The sequence below is a fragment of the Rivihabitans pingtungensis genome, assembly GCF_003201855.1.
GTDB lineage: Bacteria > Pseudomonadota > Gammaproteobacteria > Burkholderiales > Aquaspirillaceae > Rivihabitans > Rivihabitans pingtungensis.
This window is the reverse complement of sequence record NZ_QJKI01000003.1, coordinates 18,527-35,490: the sequence shown is the minus strand read 5'-3', so window position 1 is coordinate 35,490 and position 16,964 is coordinate 18,527. Positions and strand designations below refer to the sequence as shown.

At 63.9% G+C, this 16,964-nt stretch carries 13 protein-coding genes; 5 read left to right on the top strand and 8 right to left on the bottom strand.

What is annotated here, in order from left to right; genetic code table 11:
• Positions 1-36: 36 nt before the first annotated feature.
• Together DFR34_RS03260 and DFR34_RS03255 are read left to right on the top strand one after the other, a co-directional pair.
• Complete coding sequence (locus tag DFR34_RS03260; protein ID WP_110389736.1) at positions 37-606, top strand: DJ-1/PfpI family protein; 570 nt, start codon at positions 37-39, stop codon at positions 604-606.
• Positions 607-1,138: 532 nt separating this feature from the next.
• Positions 1,139-2,773, top strand: coding sequence for a methyl-accepting chemotaxis protein (locus DFR34_RS03255; protein ID WP_146215042.1), 1,635 nt, complete (start codon positions 1,139-1,141; stop codon positions 2,771-2,773).
• 92 nt (positions 2,774-2,865) lie between these two features.
• On the opposite strand, the gene DFR34_RS03250 is transcribed toward DFR34_RS03255, so the two are convergent.
• Together DFR34_RS03250 and tpx are read right to left on the bottom strand one after the other, a co-directional pair.
• Positions 2,866-4,443 carry a tetratricopeptide repeat protein gene (locus DFR34_RS03250; RefSeq protein ID WP_110389734.1) on the bottom strand — a complete coding sequence of 526 codons (1,578 nt, stop codon included), beginning with the start codon at positions 4,441-4,443 and terminating at the stop codon, positions 2,866-2,868.
• 99 nt (positions 4,444-4,542) lie between these two features.
• Positions 4,543-5,040 (bottom strand): thiol peroxidase, encoded by a 498-nt coding sequence (gene tpx / locus DFR34_RS03245; protein WP_110389914.1) that lies wholly within the window; start codon positions 5,038-5,040, stop codon positions 4,543-4,545.
• A 232-nt stretch (positions 5,041-5,272) separates the two neighbouring features.
• On the opposite strand from tpx, the gene DFR34_RS03240 reads away from it, so the two are divergent.
• On the top strand, positions 5,273-5,650 hold the full coding sequence (locus DFR34_RS03240; RefSeq protein ID WP_110389733.1) for a SirB2 family protein: 378 nt from the start codon (positions 5,273-5,275) through the stop codon (positions 5,648-5,650).
• Positions 5,651-5,787: 137 nt separating this feature from the next.
• Here DFR34_RS03240 and DFR34_RS03235 read toward each other — a convergent pair whose 3' ends face one another.
• The 6 genes from DFR34_RS03235 to DFR34_RS03210 form a co-directional block, all read right to left on the bottom strand.
• Positions 5,788-6,441, bottom strand: coding sequence for a response regulator (locus tag DFR34_RS03235; RefSeq protein ID WP_110389913.1), 654 nt, complete (start codon positions 6,439-6,441; stop codon positions 5,788-5,790).
• A 186-nt stretch (positions 6,442-6,627) separates the two neighbouring features.
• Positions 6,628-6,948 carry a c-type cytochrome gene (locus DFR34_RS03230; RefSeq protein WP_110389732.1) on the bottom strand — a complete coding sequence of 107 codons (321 nt, stop codon included), beginning with the start codon at positions 6,946-6,948 and terminating at the stop codon, positions 6,628-6,630.
• 157 nt (positions 6,949-7,105) lie between these two features.
• On the bottom strand, positions 7,106-8,881 hold the full coding sequence (locus tag DFR34_RS03225; RefSeq protein ID WP_110389731.1) for a PQQ-dependent methanol/ethanol family dehydrogenase: 1,776 nt from the start codon (positions 8,879-8,881) through the stop codon (positions 7,106-7,108).
• Positions 8,882-9,023: 142 nt separating this feature from the next.
• Positions 9,024-9,614, bottom strand: coding sequence for a pentapeptide repeat-containing protein (locus tag DFR34_RS03220; protein WP_211309275.1), 591 nt, complete (start codon positions 9,612-9,614; stop codon positions 9,024-9,026).
• A 179-nt stretch (positions 9,615-9,793) separates the two neighbouring features.
• Positions 9,794-11,650 (bottom strand): methanol/ethanol family PQQ-dependent dehydrogenase, encoded by a 1,857-nt coding sequence (locus DFR34_RS03215; RefSeq protein ID WP_110389729.1) that lies wholly within the window; start codon positions 11,648-11,650, stop codon positions 9,794-9,796.
• A 299-nt stretch (positions 11,651-11,949) separates the two neighbouring features.
• Positions 11,950-14,451, bottom strand: a complete 2,502-nt coding sequence (locus DFR34_RS03210; RefSeq protein WP_110389912.1) for a TonB-dependent receptor — start codon at positions 14,449-14,451, stop codon at positions 11,950-11,952.
• Between the two features lie 289 nt (positions 14,452-14,740).
• Here DFR34_RS03210 and DFR34_RS03205 point away from each other — a divergent pair, with 289 nt between their 5' ends.
• Both DFR34_RS03205 and DFR34_RS03200 read left to right on the top strand, forming a co-directional pair.
• Complete coding sequence (locus tag DFR34_RS03205; protein ID WP_110389728.1) at positions 14,741-16,009, top strand: sensor histidine kinase; 1,269 nt, start codon at positions 14,741-14,743, stop codon at positions 16,007-16,009.
• Positions 16,010-16,237: 228 nt separating this feature from the next.
• A complete protein-coding gene (locus DFR34_RS03200; protein WP_211309274.1) occupies positions 16,238-16,876 on the top strand; it encodes a response regulator in 639 nt (212 codons plus the stop codon).
• The last annotated feature ends 88 nt before the right edge of the window (positions 16,877-16,964 follow it).

Here is a 16,964-nt window from a genome sequence, read left to right as displayed (position 1 = left end):
CCCAGACTCATGACTCATCAAACGGGAGACTTCCGCATGACTGCCAAACGTATTGTGGTGCTGGCTGGTGACTACGTCGAGGATTACGAAATCATGGTGCCGTTCCAGGCACTGCAAATGCTCGGCCATACCGTGCACGCCATCTGCCCGGGCAAGATCGCTGGCGAGCAGGTGCGCACGGCGGTGCACGACTTCGAAGGCGACCAGACCTACAGCGAAAAACCCGGTCACCGCTTCACCTTGAACGCCAGCTTTGCCCACTGCCAGCCCGAGCAATACGATGCGCTGCTGATTCCTGGTGGTCGCGCGCCGGAATACCTGCGACTGAACCCGGATGTGCTGAACTGGGTGCGCCATTTCATGCAGGCCAATAAGCCGGTGGCCGCCGTGTGTCATGGCGTGCAACTGCTGACTGCCGCCGGGGTACTGGCCGGACGCAAGGTCACCGCCTACCCCGCCTGCGCTCCGGAAGTGACTGCTGTGGGGGGAGAATATGTCGAAGTTGCCGTTACTGACGCCGTGACCGACGGCAAGCTGGTCACTGCCCCTGCCTGGCCGGCTCATCCGGCCTGGCTGGCAGCCTGGCTGACCGTGCTCGAGGCCTGATCCAGCAGTCGCACGCCGTGGCCACTTTGCGCTGGGCGTGCATCACCGCCTCATCCATCCCGATCAGACACCTGGTCATCGCCATGACCAGAAAAAGCCCCTGTAGATCTGATGGAGTGGCGAGCGGTGCGCATTGCCCCGGCCATTTGGCCGGGGCAATGCGTTTACATGTCATTGGTGTTGCCCATGGTTTTGACCCAGCGCAACATGATGGCGCGGCAATCAGAGTAGCGTAGATCTGACTGTGGCTTGCCGGGCCTTCTATTTGGCATGTGTGCAGTGCATGACGCTTGGTCTGCTAGGGCCCGGCAAAACAAACGTTTGCCGTCATCACATGCACGGGGCAAGCTGAACGTCGTTGATAGATATCAATATTCAACAGTAATCCACCGGCAAGCCGGTATATAATCACTTTCTTGTAATATTGTCATGCTCAGGCAGCAAGACACCATCCCGAGTGGATGTTCCTTTCCAGACAGCAAGACCGCATCAGCAGCATGCCCTGCCTGAATGCGGCGACCAGGAGGCATGTGTGAAAGTCAATCTGCCAGTCACCCAGAACGAGGTCTTTCTCGATCCGGCACGGCCGATCGTGACCAAAACCGACCTCAAGGGGCAGATCACCTACGCCAACCGCGCTTTTATCGACATCAGTGGCTTTACCGAAAACGAGCTGATTGGTGTCAGCCATAATATTGTCCGCCATCCCGATATGCCGCCCGAGGCATTTGCCGATCTGTGGGCCACGCTGAAGGCTGGCCGTCCCTGGAGTGGCTTGGTCAAGAACCGCAATAAAGCAGGTGATTTCTACTGGGTGGAGGCTTACGTCTCGCCGATCACGGAAAACGGCGAAACCATTGGCTATATGTCGGTGCGCAATGCCCCCAAGCGCGAAGATGTCGCCGCCGCCGAGGCCTTGTACCGCGATGTGCGCGACAAACGCCGCACCCTGCCAGCTACCCCCAAAGGCCCTGGCCGCTACAGCCTGCCGCTGAGCAAAAAGCTGCGCAGCGCTTATTGGGGCGCCGCCTGTCTGATGCTGCTGATCGCCCTGCTGCCGGATAGCCAATCCACCTTGCGCTGGGTGCTGGCTGGCGCTGGAGCCACGTTTGGCCTGGTGATGGGCTGGACGCTGCCGCAGTCGTTTCGCGTGTCGATCCGCGCCCTGCGCCGTGGCCTGATGCGCATCAGCGAGGGCAATTTCACCCAGCCGGTGCGCGTGCGCAAGCAAACCGCCGGCAGCCTGGGCGAGGCGCTGGTCAGTGTCGAGTCCACCCGCATCAGCCTGCGCGCGCTGATGGCCGATGTGCTGGCCGCGGCGGGCGACACGCAAACCCACGCGCAAAACCTGCGTCAGCGCATGGCCGCCCAGGCCGCCCGCTCGCACGAACAGGCGCAGGGTGTGCAGCAGGTGGCGCAAACCATGGAAACCATCTCGCAGGCGGCCGCCAGCATTTCCAACAGCGCCGAACAGGCGCGCGACGGCGCCAACCTGATCCGCGAAGCGGTGCTGGACGGCTGTCAGCGCATCGACTGTGGCCGCGCCGCCAGCACCCGCGCCATGGACGTGGTCGAGCGCAGCCGCGTCACCATGCAGGCGCTCAGCCAGGAGATGAACAATATCGGCTGTATGACGGCGATGATTCGCGAAATCGCCGACCAGACCAATCTGCTGGCCTTGAACGCCGCCATCGAAGCGGCCCGCGCCGGTGAACAAGGCCGCGGATTTGCCGTGGTGGCCGATGAAGTGCGCAAGCTGGCCGAGCGTTCCAGTCAATCCACCGAAGAAATCAACGCCGCCGTGGCCAAGATTGGCGAAGTGGTGGAGCAGGCCACGCGCAATATGGACGAAACCGTGGAAGAGGTGCAGCGCGGCGCCGCTGAAATCGAATCCGCCAGCGATAATCTGGCCCAACTGATCATGGCTGCCGACGAAGCCAGCACCCAGGCCGAACAACTGGCCGGCGTCAGTCAGCAGCAATCGCAGGCTACCCACCAGATTGCCGCCACCTTGCAGCAAGTGTCAGTGGCCACCGAAGAGCATATGCAAGCCACCGACGCCTTGTCAGAAGCCTCGGCGCAACTGGCGCAAACCGCCAGCGACCTGGAAAAACTGGTCGGCCACTTCTCACGCTGGCATACCCCTGCCGCCGATCACGACGACTGAGCGCGGCGCAGAGGCGCTCTGCACGCTGGATAAGCGCGCCTGGCTAATGGCGGCAGACGCAGGGCAAAGCTAAGCGCGCGGGTGAGCCGCGCTTAGCCAGCCAGCAGCGCCTCGCGCACCGCACGCATCACCGATGCCCACTCGCCCTGTTCGCGCTGGCGGAACAGCCGCATGCTGGGGTAGCTGGCGCACGACTCGCCGCTCAAGCCCCAGCGCCAGTCCGGCACGCGCTGCACCAGCAGCCAGGTGAGCGCGCCCAGCGCGCCGGCCAGGTGGGCGGGGCCGGTGTCGGTGCTGATCAGCAAGTCCAACTGACTGACAATCGCCGCGGTGTCAGCAAAATCAGTAATCTCATCGCCCCAGGCGTGCCAACTCAGCCCTTCCGGCGGCGCTTGGCGACCTTCTGCGCCCATTTGCAGGCTGATCCATTGCACATTGTCCAGCCCGGCCAGCGCCGCCAACTGCGCGCGCGGCAAGGCGCGGGTGGGGTTATTGCCATTCAGCGGATTGCCGCTCCAGATCAGGCCGATGCGCCGGCCTGGCGGCAGCGCATCCAGCCGCGCCCGCCAGCGCGCCTGGCGCTGCGGCTCAACCTGCAGATAAGGGACCAAATAACCCAAAGGGTCGTCGCCAGACTCAGTCAGCTGCGGCAAGCTCAGCAAGGGCGCCCAAAAATCCACCTGCCCGTCTTCTGCTGCTACCTGCTCTGGCGGCAACAAGCGCTCAATGCCTGGCGCACCCTGCGCCAGCAGCGGCCACAAGGCCGGCACACACACCAGCCACACCCGTGCGCCGCGCGTCGCCAGCAACTGGGCATAGCGGCAAAACTGCAAAGTATCGCCATGGCCTTGCTCTGGCCACAACAGCAGCACCTTGCCGTTGATCGGCTCGCCTTGCCAACGTGGCGCGCTCAGGCCGGGCAAGGGCGCCGACTGCTGGCAGCTAAAGCGCCATTCGTATTCACGCCAACCATCGGCAAAATTGCCCGCCAGCAGCTCCAGATGCGCCAGATTCACATGCAACTGACCCTCTTGTGGCTTCAGCGCAATGGCCCGTTGCAAAGACTGCCGGGCGGCGTCGATCTGACCGAGTTTCTCCTGCGCGCAGCCCAGGCAGGACCAGCCATCGGCGAATTTGGGGTAGCGGTGAGTCACATCAGCCGCCAGCTTGGCGGCTTGGACATGCTCACCCATGGTGTTCAGCGCATCGCTCAGCATTAACTGTAAAGTCAGCGAGCCAGGGCAACGCGCGTGCGCCTGGCGCAGCACATCGGCTTGCTCGGCAAACTGACCCTGCATTTCCAGCAATTGCGCCAGCAACTGCCAGGCGGTTTCATGTTCGGGGGCAAATTCCAGTGTTTGCGCCAGCAGCGCACTGGCCTGGGCCAGCTCGCCCAGTTGGCTGAGCACAATGGCCAGATTGGTGCGGATTTGCGCCTGGGTAGCGTCCAGCTTGGCTGCCTGCGCCATCAGTTGCGCGGCCTGCTCCAACTGGCCGTAGCGGCTGGCCACCATGCCCAGCAGATTCCAGGCCATGGCTGACTCGGGCCATTGCGACAAGGTTTGCCGCGCCAGTTGCTCGCAGCGTTCCAGCTCGCCGCTATTCCAGGCGGCTTCAGCCTGAGCGAGCAATTGAGCAATGTGGGGAGAAGGGGGCGGCGTGGAGGGCATGCTGGCTGTCCGCTACAAGGGAAAGCCAGCACCTTAGCCGCTTCGATGAGGGATGACAACCGGACGGGTCAACACCCGATCAGATTCATCTGGCAAGCGTTAGCCCAGCACGGCCAGCGCTGCGCCGTAGTTCGGTTCTTCGGTGATTTCCGCCACGCGCTCGGCGTACAGCACGGTGTTGTTTTCATCCAGCACCAGCACGGCGCGGGCAGCCAGGCCGGCCAGCGGGCCGCTGGCGATGGCCACACCGTAGTTGGCCAGAAATTCACCGCCGCGCAGGGTGGACAGGGTTTTCACCTGTTCCAGGCCTTCGGCGCCGCAAAAGCGCTTTTGCGCAAACGGCAGGTCGGCAGAAATGCACAACACCACGGTGTTGGCCAGGCTGCTGGCGGCGGCGTTGAACTTGCGCACCGAGGCGGCGCACACCGGGGTGTCCACGCTCGGGAAAATATTCAGCACTTTGCGCTGACCAGCCAGCGAGGACAACGACACGTCGGCCAGGTCGGCGCCGACCAGAGAAAACTCGGCCGCGACCGCGCCCACAGCGGGAAACTCGCCGCGCACTTCAACCGGATTGCCTTTCAGGGTAACACTCATGTGATCTGCTCCATGGGGGTGGATAATGCCGTAAGCACCGCTCACAAAACCCGCCTGGCGTCGTTGCGCGGCCTTGTCGTGCCTGGCCAGGCGCGCTGCGCTGAGTTTTGTGCGCGGCTCCAAAAACGGCAACATGCCATCAGTGTGCTAGATTGCACCGGAAATGCAACCCTGTTGAAAACAGGGGTTTTATTCAGTGGCTCACCCCTTTGGGCGGCGGTATGATCCAGCCATGAGCTACCTTGCCCTGAAACATCTGCATCTCACCTGCGCGGTGCTGACTGCGCTGTCTTTTATTGCCCGTGGCCTGCTGCTGGCCAGCCGGCCACAGGCGCTGCATGCGCGCTTCTGGCGTGTGGCCCCGCATGTCAACGACACCGTGCTGCTGGCGGCCGGGGTGGGCATGGCGGTGGTCGGTGGATTCAACCCGCTGACCACGCCCTGGCTGGCTACCAAGCTGGTGCTGCTGCTGGCCTATATTGGCCTGGGCACGCTGGCGCTCAAGCGCGGCAAAACCCCGCAACAACGCGCCATTGCCTTTGTGCTGGCCTTGGCGGCGCTGGCGGCAATTGTGCATGTGGCTTTGAGCAAGCAGGGCTGGTGGGGCTGAATCGCGCATGCCTTCCCTTGGCAGGAAAAAAGCAGGCTGTCAGGGGGTATGAGCGGTGCTTTGCGTCGCTCACCATGCTCAGCGTAGCGGCACGGCAAGGCCGCGCAACGACCTCAGGAGAGTTTGCTGAGCGGCGCTCAGTTCAGTTGCAACAACGGCCCGGCCTTGATCACTGCCAGCGTGCGGCTGTGCACCTTGAGTTTGCGCAGAATCGACGACACATGCGCCTTGACCGTGCTTTCGGCGATATCCAGCTCGATGGCGACAAATTTATTGGACTTGCCACGGATCAGGTATTCCAGAATGCAGCGTTCTTGCTTGGTCAGCGTGGCGATGCGCGCGGCCATGTCGGTCATGCCCGGATCGTAAGCGGGCGGCGCGCCGGTGTTGCGGTCGCTGGTGGCGGGAAAGAAAATATCGCCGTCCAGCACGGCGTTGACCGCTGCGGCCATGTCGGCGCGTGAAAACGACTTGGGGATAAAGCCCGACACGCCGGCGCGCAGCGCGGCATCTACCGTGGCGTGGCGCTCGTCGGCGGACACCACGATGATGGGCAGGGTGGGCATGTGCGCGCGCAAGCTGGCCAGCCCGGCCAGGCCATCCATGCCCGGCATGTTCAAGTCCATCAAGGCCAGATCGATATTGGGGCTGTGCGCCACTTGCTCGCGTGCCTCGTCCAGGCTGGCGCACTCGATGGTTTGCGCCTCGGCGCCCAGCGCTTCGGCCACCACCAGGCGCAGGGCTTCGCGAAACAGCGGATGATCATCGGCAATCAGGACAGTGGTTTCCATGGCGGGCATACTTTCGGTCAGGCGTGAAGACACGGCCGGCGCAATGCCGGCCCGAGCGTGCCGGATCAGACGGACCGCACACGGCTTGAGAACGGCTCACCAACACAGCGCAACCCCGGTCAGGCGCACCGCAGCCCACAGGGCAAGGCGGCGCAATTCCGGCAGACGGGGATTTGTGAGCGATTCTTACTTGTGATCAAGCACCCAGTCAATCATAGCGCGAATGTCATCGTCTTTCAGGTTCGGATGCGGGGGCATGCCCATCTGCCCCCAAACGCCGCCGCCGCCATTTTTCACTTTGGCCACCAGCTTGGCCGGCGCGTCGGCCTGGCCGGCGTAGCGCTTGGCCACATCACGGTAGGCCGGGCCGATGATTTTTTGTTCGACGCTGTGGCAGGCGAAACAGCCGTTTTTCTGCATCATGGCTTCAACAGCTTTCGGGTCGTTGGCATGGGCTTGGCCAACCAGCATCAGGGTGGCGGCAGACAGCATCCAGCGCAGTTTCATGGTGTGCTTCCTCTCGGGTTTGGGGGATGAATCTGAGCCTAGCCGCCGCCGGGCAGCGGCTGGGCTCAGGGCCATCTGCGCCCACCCAAATCAGGTGGGCGCAAGACAGACGGACGTCCGGGGGGAGGCCGCCTGCCAGGCAGGGCTTACTTCATGCTCAGTTTTTCGGCAGCTTGAAGGTCCACACGCTGGCGCCCTGGGTCAGGTGCGAAATGACCTTGGCCACTTCGCCACCCCACAGCGGCACTGCGCCGCCCCAGCCAGACACCACCGACACGTATTGCTCGCCGTCCATTTCCCAGGTCACCGGGCTGCCCACCACGCCAGAGCCGGTCTGGAATTTCCACAGCTCTTTGCCGGTTTTGGCGTCAAATGCCTTCAGGAAGCCTTCCGGAGTGCCGGTGAACACCAGATCGCCGGCGGTGCTCAGTACGCCGCCCCACAGCGGGGCTTTGTTTTTGTATTCCCACTTGATCTTGCCGGTTTTCGGATCCATGGCGCGCAGCACGCCGATGTGGTCGTCATACAGAGGTTTGATGGTGAAGCCCGCGCCCAGGTAAGCGGCGCCCTTCTTGTAGGTGATCGGCTCGTTCCAGATGTCCATGCCCCATTCGTTGCTGGGCACGTAGAACAATTCGGTCTTCGGGCTGTAGGCCATCGGCATCCAGTTCTTGCCGCCCAGGAAGGACGGTGCGGCAAACACCGACTTGCCCTTGCCGCCTTCAGCCTGCTGGGCCGGGTCAAACGGGTTGGCCGGGCGGCCTTCCGGGTTGACGATCGGCTTCTTGGTCTTCAGGTCGAAACCCTTGGCCCAGGTGATCTTGGACACAAACGGGTAGGCGCCCAGCAAGTCGCCGTTGGTGCGGTCGGCCACAAAGAAGAAGCCATTGCGGTCAGCCTTGGCGCCGGCCTTGATCACCTTGCCGTCTTTTTTCAGGTCGAACGGGATGAATTCGTTCACGCCGTCAAAGTCCCAGCCGTCATGCGGCGTGGTTTGCAGGTGCCACTTGATTTCGCCGTTGTCCGGGTTGATGGCCAGGGTGGAGGCGGTGTACAGGTTGTCGCCCTTGCGGGTCCACGAGTTCCACGGCGCCGGGTTGCCGGTGCCCATGAAGATGGTGTCGGTTTCCGGGTCGTAGGTGCCGCCCAGCCAGGTGGCGCCGCCGCCCTGCTTCCACTGGTCGCCTTCCCAGGTGGCGTTCAGCGTGCCGGTCATGGTGCTTTCCTTGCCATTGAGCGTGCCCATATGGCCTTCGATCACCGGACGCGACCACACCAGCTCGCCGGTCTTGGCGTCGCGGGCTTCCACCTTGCCGACAATGCCGAACTCACCGCCGGACACGCCGGTGATGACCTTGCCCTTCACGATCATCGGCGCGGCGGTGTACGAGTAACCGGCCTTGTAGTCGCCCAGGGTCTTGGTCCACACCACCTTGCCGGTCTTGCGGTCCAGCGCCACCAGACGGGCGTCCAGGGTGCCGAAGTACACCAGGTCGCCATAGATGGCCATGCCACGGTTGATCACGTCGCAGCACGGCATGATGCCGTCCGGCAGACGGGCGTTGTATTCCCACAACTTTTGCCCGGTGCGCGCGTCCACGGCGTAGGCGCGCGAGTACGAGGCGGTGACATACATCACGCCGTCATGGATGATCGGCTGCGATTCCTGGCCGCGCTGCTTTTCGCCGCCAAACGAGAAGCTCCAGGCCGGCACCAGTTTTTTCACCGTGCTGGTGTTCAGCTTGGTCAGCGGGCTGAAACGCTGGCCTTGCGGGCCCATGCCATACGACACCACGTCGCCAGGGGTTTTGGCGTCGTTGAGAATATCCTGGTCATTCACCGCAGCGCCGGCCAGCGGGGCGCTCAGGGCGGCGGAAACCATCAGGGTGCAGGTGGCCAGCCGCCAGCCATTGCGCGCAAAAAATGTGTTCATCTCTCCGGTTCTCCACTTGTCAATTGGGCTTCATTGGCGCGGGAAAAAATCCCGGCCCTCTGATTGTGGAGAGCACACCCGGTTGCGCCTATTCGACCAAAGTCGGGTAGGGTGCAAAAACAAGGGTTTGGCGCATGATGCATCACCAGTCATGCGGACAACCCTGGCAGCCTTCGAAGAACGCCTCAGGGAAAATCGCGTAGCGAATCACCGACCCTTCCATGGTCGCCTCCCAGAAGTTGGCGCCGTTGAACTTGGTTTCCTGCAAATTGGTGGCGATCAGGCGGCTGCGGTGAAACACCGCATAAGCGGCGCGCGCGGCTTCCAGGCTGGCGGCGGTGAGGTCGGCGTCGCTGAAGTCGGCGCGCATCAGCCGCGACAACTCCAGATCTGTGCCCACCAGCCGGGCTTTTTTCAGCGAGGCGCCGGCCAGATAACCGCGATTGATCCGCGCGCCGCTTAAATCGGCGCCGTCCAGCATGGCGCCGGTGAGGTTGGCCATGCGCAAATCGGCGCGGCGCAAATCCGCGCCAGTGAGATTGGCGCCGGCCAGATTGGCCGCCTTGAGGTCGGCATGGCGCAAATCGGCCCCTGGGCATTGCGTTTTTGGCGCGATGCGGCAGCCGTTGACCACGGTTTCCGCCGCCAGGCTGGAGGCCGGGGGTTCATCGGCGTGGGCCAGCGCAACGGCCAGACCCAGCGCCAGCGCCAGGCGCGGCAGAGTCAACATCATCAAGAATCCTTGTCATCATCCGCCCCGGCGAACGCCAGGGCGGCAAACGGTGGACGAGAATGGGCTTAGAGTCGCTAACAAAACCCAGCGAAGCGGCCCTGGCTAGGCGTGTGACCGCAGACAGTACAAGCAGTACGGCAAGGTCACACAACAACGCCAGGGGGTTTTGTTAGCGGCTCTTAGCGGGCGCGGCGCGGCAGCTTGAACACCCAGAAACTGCCGCCCTGATTCACCTGCTTGGTCAACTGGGCCATGTCGCCGCCCCACAGCGGCACCGCGCCGCCATAGCCAGAGGCCAGGCCGATGTACTGCTCGCCGTCCTGCTCCCAGGTGACCGGCGAGGAGACAATCCCCGAGCCGGTCTGGAATTTCCACAGCTCCTTGCCGGTTTTGGCGTCAAACGCCTTCACGTAGCCATCCGAGGTGCCGGTGAACAGCAGGCCGCCAGCGGTGGACAAGGTGCCGGCCCAGAACGGGAAGGTTTCTTTGTGATCCCAGACAATCTTGCCGGTGCGCGGGTCAACCGCGCGCAAGGTGCCGACGTGGTCGTCAAACAGACGCTTGATGCGGAAGCCCTGGCCCAGATAGGCCGAACCCGGCTTGTAGGTGACTTGCTCGGTCCAGTAGTCCATGCCCCAGTGGTTGGCGGCCACATAGAACAGACCAGTGTCCGGGTTGTACGACATCGGGTTCCAGTTCTTGCCGCCCAGGAACGGCGGCGAGACAAACACGCTCTTGCCATGCGCTTCGCCGCCTTCCGGCAGCGGCGGACGGTTGCTCGGCGTCGGCTCCACCGGGCGGCCGGTTTTCAGGTCGATGTGCTTGGCCCAGGTGATGCCCTCCACAAACGGGAAGGCGTTCAGCAGCGCGGTGGGTTTGTTCGGGTAGCCGGCGCCATTGGCCAGCTGGGTGCGGTCGGTCACATAGAAAAAGCCATTGCGGTCGGCATGAGCGCCGGCCTTGATGGTTTTGCCGGTTTTCGGGTCTTTGTAGTCAAACAGCACGATTTCGTTATTGCCGGAGAAGTCCCAGGCGTCGTTCGGCGTGTGCTGGTAAAACCCCTTCAGCTCGCCAGTGCTGGCGTCCACATAGGCCTGGCCGGAGGTGAACAAAGAATCACCCGGCGAGCGCTTGTGGGTGTTCCACGGGGCCGGGTTGCCGGCGCCGATGATGATGGTGTTGGTGTCCGGGTCAAAGGTGGCGCTCTGCCACGGCGCGCCGCCGCCATGGCTCCAGGCTTCCACCTTGCCGGTGGGCGAATTCGGGTCGTTCGGCCACGACGGGGCTTTCGGGTCGCCGGTCGGGGTGGACGGCTGGCCGTTCAGGCGGCCGATATGGCCTTCCACCAGCGGGCGCGCCCACACTTCTTTGCCGGTGTCCGGGTCGCGGGCGTACAGCCAGCCGACCACGCCGAATTCGTCGCCCGACGAGCCGTGGATCAGCAGCATGCGGCCGGTTTTTTGATCTTTGACCACGGTCGGCGCACCGGTCATGGTGTAGCCGATTTTGTGGTCGCCGAATTTTTCTTTCCACACCACTTTGCCGGTGTCTTTGTTCAGCGCCACGATGCTGGCGTCCAGCGTGCCAAAGTACACCTTGTCGCCATAAATCGCCGCGCCGCGGTTGATCACGTCGCAACATGGGCGGATGTCGTCGGCCAGGCGGTGCTCGTAGGCCCACAGCTGCTTGCCGGTCTTGGCGTCGATGGCGAACATGCGCGAGTACGAGGCGGTGATGTAGATCACCCCATCATGCACAATCGCCTGGGTTTCCTGGCCGCGCTGTTTTTCGCCGCCAAACGAAAAGCTCCACGCCGGGACCAGGTCGGCCACATTCTTGGCGGACACCTGCTTGAGCGCGCTAAAGCGCTGGCCCTTTAGGCCCATGCCGTACATCAGCACGTCTTTCGGGGTTTTGTCGTCGCTGGCGATGTCTTCCCAGCTGACCGTGCCGGCCAGCGCGGCGCCGGCCAGCGCCAGCGAAATCACCGCGGCCAGCGGCGCGCGCCGCAGGGTGTGTTTGATGGTGGTGTGCATATCTCCGTCCTTGTCTTGTCTGGTTTGCCATGCGTGCAGTCACACAGCTTTGCCCACAAACAAGTGTAAGCGGAGTGCATGATTTAACCCTGGGCGTCACGCCCGGACAAAGCAGGATTTTTTCCCGGATACTCTGCTGATATTTAAAATCAGATTTATCGACAGCACAATAAAACTGCTATTCACTGAAAAATACGACTAAAGGCGAATAGGCGAGCCCGGCATTTAAATATCCAGCGCCATCCACCATAAAAAAGCCGCCCTAAGGCGGCTGTAAGGAGAAGCCGGTTCATGCGCGTTCAGTCTTTTTGCGCCACCTTGTCAAACTCATAGCGCACACCCAGCCAGAAGCTGCGCGGCGCGCCGGGGGCGTAGAAGGTGGCGTGCATCAGCGGGTACTTGCCACCCACCGCCGCAAACGGCCGCGCCACAAAATTGCCATCGCTGGTAAAGCCGGTGGCGCCCAGTTGGGCGGCGGTGGCGTAGCGGCGGTCAAAGACATTGTTCACCTGGCCAAACACGGTCAGTTGGGTCGTCGGCCGGTATTCGCCAGTCAAATCCCATACCGCGTAGCCGGCGCTGCGGCCTGGGCCCAGGTTGTATACGCCGTCGGACTGGTGCTGGCCGTTTTCATTGCCGCGCGCCAGGCTGCCCGCCACGGCGCGCATGGCCACGCCAGCCTGCCATTGCGGCGAAAAGCGATAATCGGCGCGCAGCTTGACCAGATGGCGCGGGGTCAGCGGCAGGCGGTCGCCCGGCTGCACGCGGATATTGCCGCTGGCGTCCTGGCTGCTGTTGGCGGCGGCGGTGAGGGTTTCTGCGCTTTGGTAGGTGGCGTCCAGATAGGTGTAATCCAGCCCCCAATTAAACGCGCCATGCTCGCCGCTCAAGCCCAGCTCGACGCCCTGGCGGCGGGTGCGGTCCACGTTCTTGAAATAGCCAGAACCGCTCTGGCGCGACGCGACAAACAGGATGTCGTCGCGGCTGTCGGCGCGAAAGCCGCCCAGCTGCCAGCGCAGATTCGGCGTGAATTTGCCGCGCACGCCGGCTTCCCAGGTGTGGGTGACCACCTGACGCAAGGCTGGGTCGCTGGCCATGGCGTTGGGCAGGCGGCAAGGGTTGCTGGGGTCGGCGCAGCCCAGCTCCACCACGCTGGGGGCGCGGCTGCCCTGGTTGTAGCCCAGCCAGGCGGTCAGGTTGGCGCTGGGCGCATAGCTCAATCCGGCGGCCGGGTTAAGCCGGCTGAAGCGGTGGTCGCCGTCCATCGAGCCGGCGCCGCCGCCCGGGGTGATGTGGTCGCGCACGCTCAGGCGGGTTTGGTTCCAGCGCGCCGACAGGGTGAGGTGCCAGTGCTCGGCCAGGGTCAGGGTGTCGGTGGCGAACAGGCTCCAGGTGCGGGTGCGCCCGCTCAGGTTCACCCGGTTGTCCACCGGCACGCCGCTGTCGTCGATTTCTCTGCCGTCGGCAAAGAAATTCACCGGCGTCACGCTACGGTCGGGGTTCAGATAGCCAAACTGGCTGGTCTGGCTAAAGCGCACCCGGCTGGCGTCGTAGCCCAGCCCGGCGGTGAACTGGTTACCCGTGTCCTGCAGGGTGAACTGGCCGCTAAAGCCGTATTGCGTCTGCCGGGTGCGGGTGCGGTTGAGCAGGCCGTTGCATTTTTCTGCCGGCTCGTCGGCCAGCGCGGTTTGCGCCAGGCAGCGCCAGTACGGAAACGGCGTATTGGCGGCGGTTTCGTTCTGGCTGGGCAAATTGCTGTAGCCGGCCTTGCTCAGCGCATTGCGGTCGGCGGTGCTGGTGCGCTGCAAATACACCTGCTGATCCAGCGAATCTTCGTTCAGGTCGCCATTCAGCGTGCTGCTGCTCAGTCGGCGCGCGTAGGCATTGCCAGAGAGCTGCACGCGGTCGTTCAGCTGGTGCTTGCCGGTGAGGTTCAGCCAGGCGCTGCGGTTGTCGGTTTCGTCTGGCTGGGTGTACACGCTGCGGTAGTCGCGCGCCAGCAGGCGGGCGTCTTGCAGGCCATTGCCGGTCAGCGTGTTGTCGGCCCAGCCCAGCGCGGCGGCCAGGTCGGTGCGCTCGCCACTCCAGCCCAGCTTGGCGAACAGCTGACGGGTTTCTGAGGGCGAATGCTCGCGCCAGCCGTTTTCTTTCATCCAGTTGCCGGTGACAAACCAGTTCAGGCCATTGGCCGCCGAGCCGCCATGCTCAAAACCCAGCCGACGGCGCTGATCCGACCCATAGCCCGTTTCAATCGCCGTGCCGGGATGGCTCAGGCCGTCCTTGGTGGTCAGCGCCAGCGCGCCGCCCAGGGTGTTCAGGCCAAACAGCGGATTGGAGCCGGGCATCAGCGTCAGCGTGGCCAGCGCCGAACGCGGCAGCGCATCCCAGCTGACCACGTCGCCAAACGGCTGGTTCATGCGCATGCCGTCCAGGTACACCGACAAGCCCTGCGGCGTGCCAAGCAGCGGCGAGGCGGTGTAGCCGCGGTAATTGACATCGGCCTGCAAGGCGTTGCCCTGCATGTCGTTGATATGCACGCTGCCCAGCTCGCGCTCGAGAAACTCGCCCAGGGTGGCGCGCTGGCTGTGTTGCAGCGCGGCGGCGTTGCGGCTGACCACCGGAGCCGCCACCTGCGCACGGCTCAGCCCCAGGCCTGGCAGCGGCGTGGCGCCCACCACGGTGACCTCGGCCAGCGCGGCGTCTTCCGCCTGCGCCACCACCGGGCCCAGCAGGCCGGCAATGCACAATAACCAGGGCGCGCGCGCCGGACCGCGACAGGGGATTTGATAAAATTGCAGCATGGCCATGTCCGTATATTAATCATGTCATTGTTGTTTTTGGCGGATATGTGCTGTTGTGCGTCACTCCGGGCATCAGGCCCATTCATCCGCCGCCTGACCGGCAGTATCAGGATTTGTTCCCAGCCTAAACAGGGAAAATCACCCGCCAGGGTCGGGAAAATTTCCCGAACTGGCCGAATATGGATTTACGGCGGAATATGCTAGAGTGACATGCAGAAAACCCGTGTGTTTATTCTGCTAAATTCACAAATTGATTTAAATGTCGATTCAACTAAAGTAGGGGGTCAATATGGATTTACGCAAGCGCTTGACCGCCTGGATGGGCTTGTTCTCTCTGCTGCTGATCGCCTGTGTCAGCCTGTACTGGCTGAACGCCGCGCGCGCCGACGCCGAAGAAGAGCTGCGCGCCTCGGCCCGGCTATTGCAACTGATCGACGCCCTGGGCCGCGCCGACGCCAACCCGGCGCGCGTGCGCGAGCTGGTGGCAGCCGGCGGCTTTCGCCATGTCACCCTGCGTCTGGGCGGCGGGCCGGATGCGCCGGCGGGGGATGAAGCCCCCGGCTGGCTGGCGCCGCTGGCCGCGCAAGTGCAGTTTGACCGCCAGCCGATTGCGCTGAATCTGGATGGCCATGTGGTGCATGTGGCGCTGGAGCCCTACAGCGAAATCGAAGAAAAAATCCGCGACGCCAGCGGCGTGATCCTGTTCACCGTGGTGATCAGCGCCATCTCGCTGGTGGCCTGCTGGCTGACCATTGGCCGCGCGCTGGCGCCGGCCCGGCGCATCGAAGCCGCCATCCGCGCGTTGGAAGACGACAGCCAGCCGCTGACGCTGCCGCGCTTTGCCCTGCGCGAGTTCGACCGCATCGCGCAAACGCTGAACACCCTGTCGGCCAAGCTGCACGCCGCCCGCCAGCGCCAGCGCCAGCTCAGCCGCCGGCTGCTGGCGGTGCGCGAGCAAGAACAAGCCGAGCTGGCGCGTGAGTTGCACGACGAGCTGGGCCAGTCGCTGGAGGCAATTGGCGTGTGCGCCGCCTATTTGCTGCGCCACGGCCCCAGCGAGCCGGAGCACCCGCAGCGCCAGTGCGTGCGCGACATCCAGCAAGAAACCCAGCGCATTCATCGCCATATCCGCGCCCTGCTCAGCGAGCTGCGCCCGCATGGCCTGGACGGCCTGTCGCTGGCCGAGGCGCTGGAAGAGCTCACCCGGCAATGGCAGGCGCGCCGCCCGGAAGTGCAGCTGGACGCCAATTGGCAAGCCATGCCGCCGCTGCCCGCCCGCCACGCCTTGCAGCTATACCGCGCCGTGCAGGAGTGCCTGACCAATATCGCCCGCCACAGCCAGGCCACGGCCGTGCAATTGCGCGCCGAGGTGACGGACGGCTGCTTGTGTGTGTCGGTCAGCGACAACGGCGTGGCGCGTGTCGTGCCAAAGTATGGTTGTGGTCTGCTGGGGATGCGCGAGAGACTGGAGAGTGTCGGCGGCGGCGTGACATTGGCGCTGAACCCCGGCGGCGGGCTGTGCGTGAGTTTGCACGCGCCGCTGCTGGGGCTGAGTTAGCGGCTCACACAGCCCCAGCCGCGCCTTTAGAGCCGCTAACAAAACCCCCTGGCGTTGTTGTGTGACCTTGCCGTACCGCTTGTACTGTCTGCGGTCACACGCCTAGCCAGGGCCGCTTCGCTGGGTTTTGTTAGCGACTCTTAGCCACAGACAGCACAAGCCATCCAACAAGGCCGCACAACCGGTTTGGTCAGCGGCGCTGAAAACCCTATCCGTCACGAGGACGCCATGATTCATATCCTGCTGCTGGACGACCACGCTGTGGTGCGCACCGGCTACCGCCGCCTGATCGACGCCGAGGCCGATATGCGCGTGGTGGCCGAGGCCGCCACCGCCGACGAAGCCTGCGCCGCGCTGCGCCGCCAGCCGGTGAACGTGGCGGTGGTGGATTTGTCGCTGCAACTGGGCAGCGGCATGGAGGCCATCAGCCGCCTGCTGGCTCGGCAGCCGGATTTGGCCATCCTGGTGTTCACCATGCACCAGCACGCCGGCTACGCCCGCCAGGCGTTTCGCGCTGGCGCGCAGGGCTATCTGACCAAACACGCCGACCCGGACGACATGCTGGCGGCGCTGCGCAAGGTGGCGCAGGGGCGGCGGGTGTTGTCGCCGGACATGGCCGAGCTGCTGGCCAACGACAGCCTGGAAGCCGACGCCGCCATCAGCCGGCTGACGCCGCGCGAATTCGACATCTTGCGCCTGGCGGTGGCCGGCGAGCCGCCGGCGCGCATTGCCGAGCAGCTGCACCTGAGCGCCAAGACCGTGCTCAATTATCTGTCGGCGATTCGCCAAAAGCTGGAAGTGCACAACGATATTGGCCTGATGCAACTGGCACTGCGCCATGGCTTGGTGGCCGCGCCGGGCGCCTGAAGGAAGGTTGGCGCCACCATCAATATGAGCTTGGCGTGGCCACCTACGGCCACGGCCCGCTTGCCATCAGCGGCTTCCCGCGACGGCG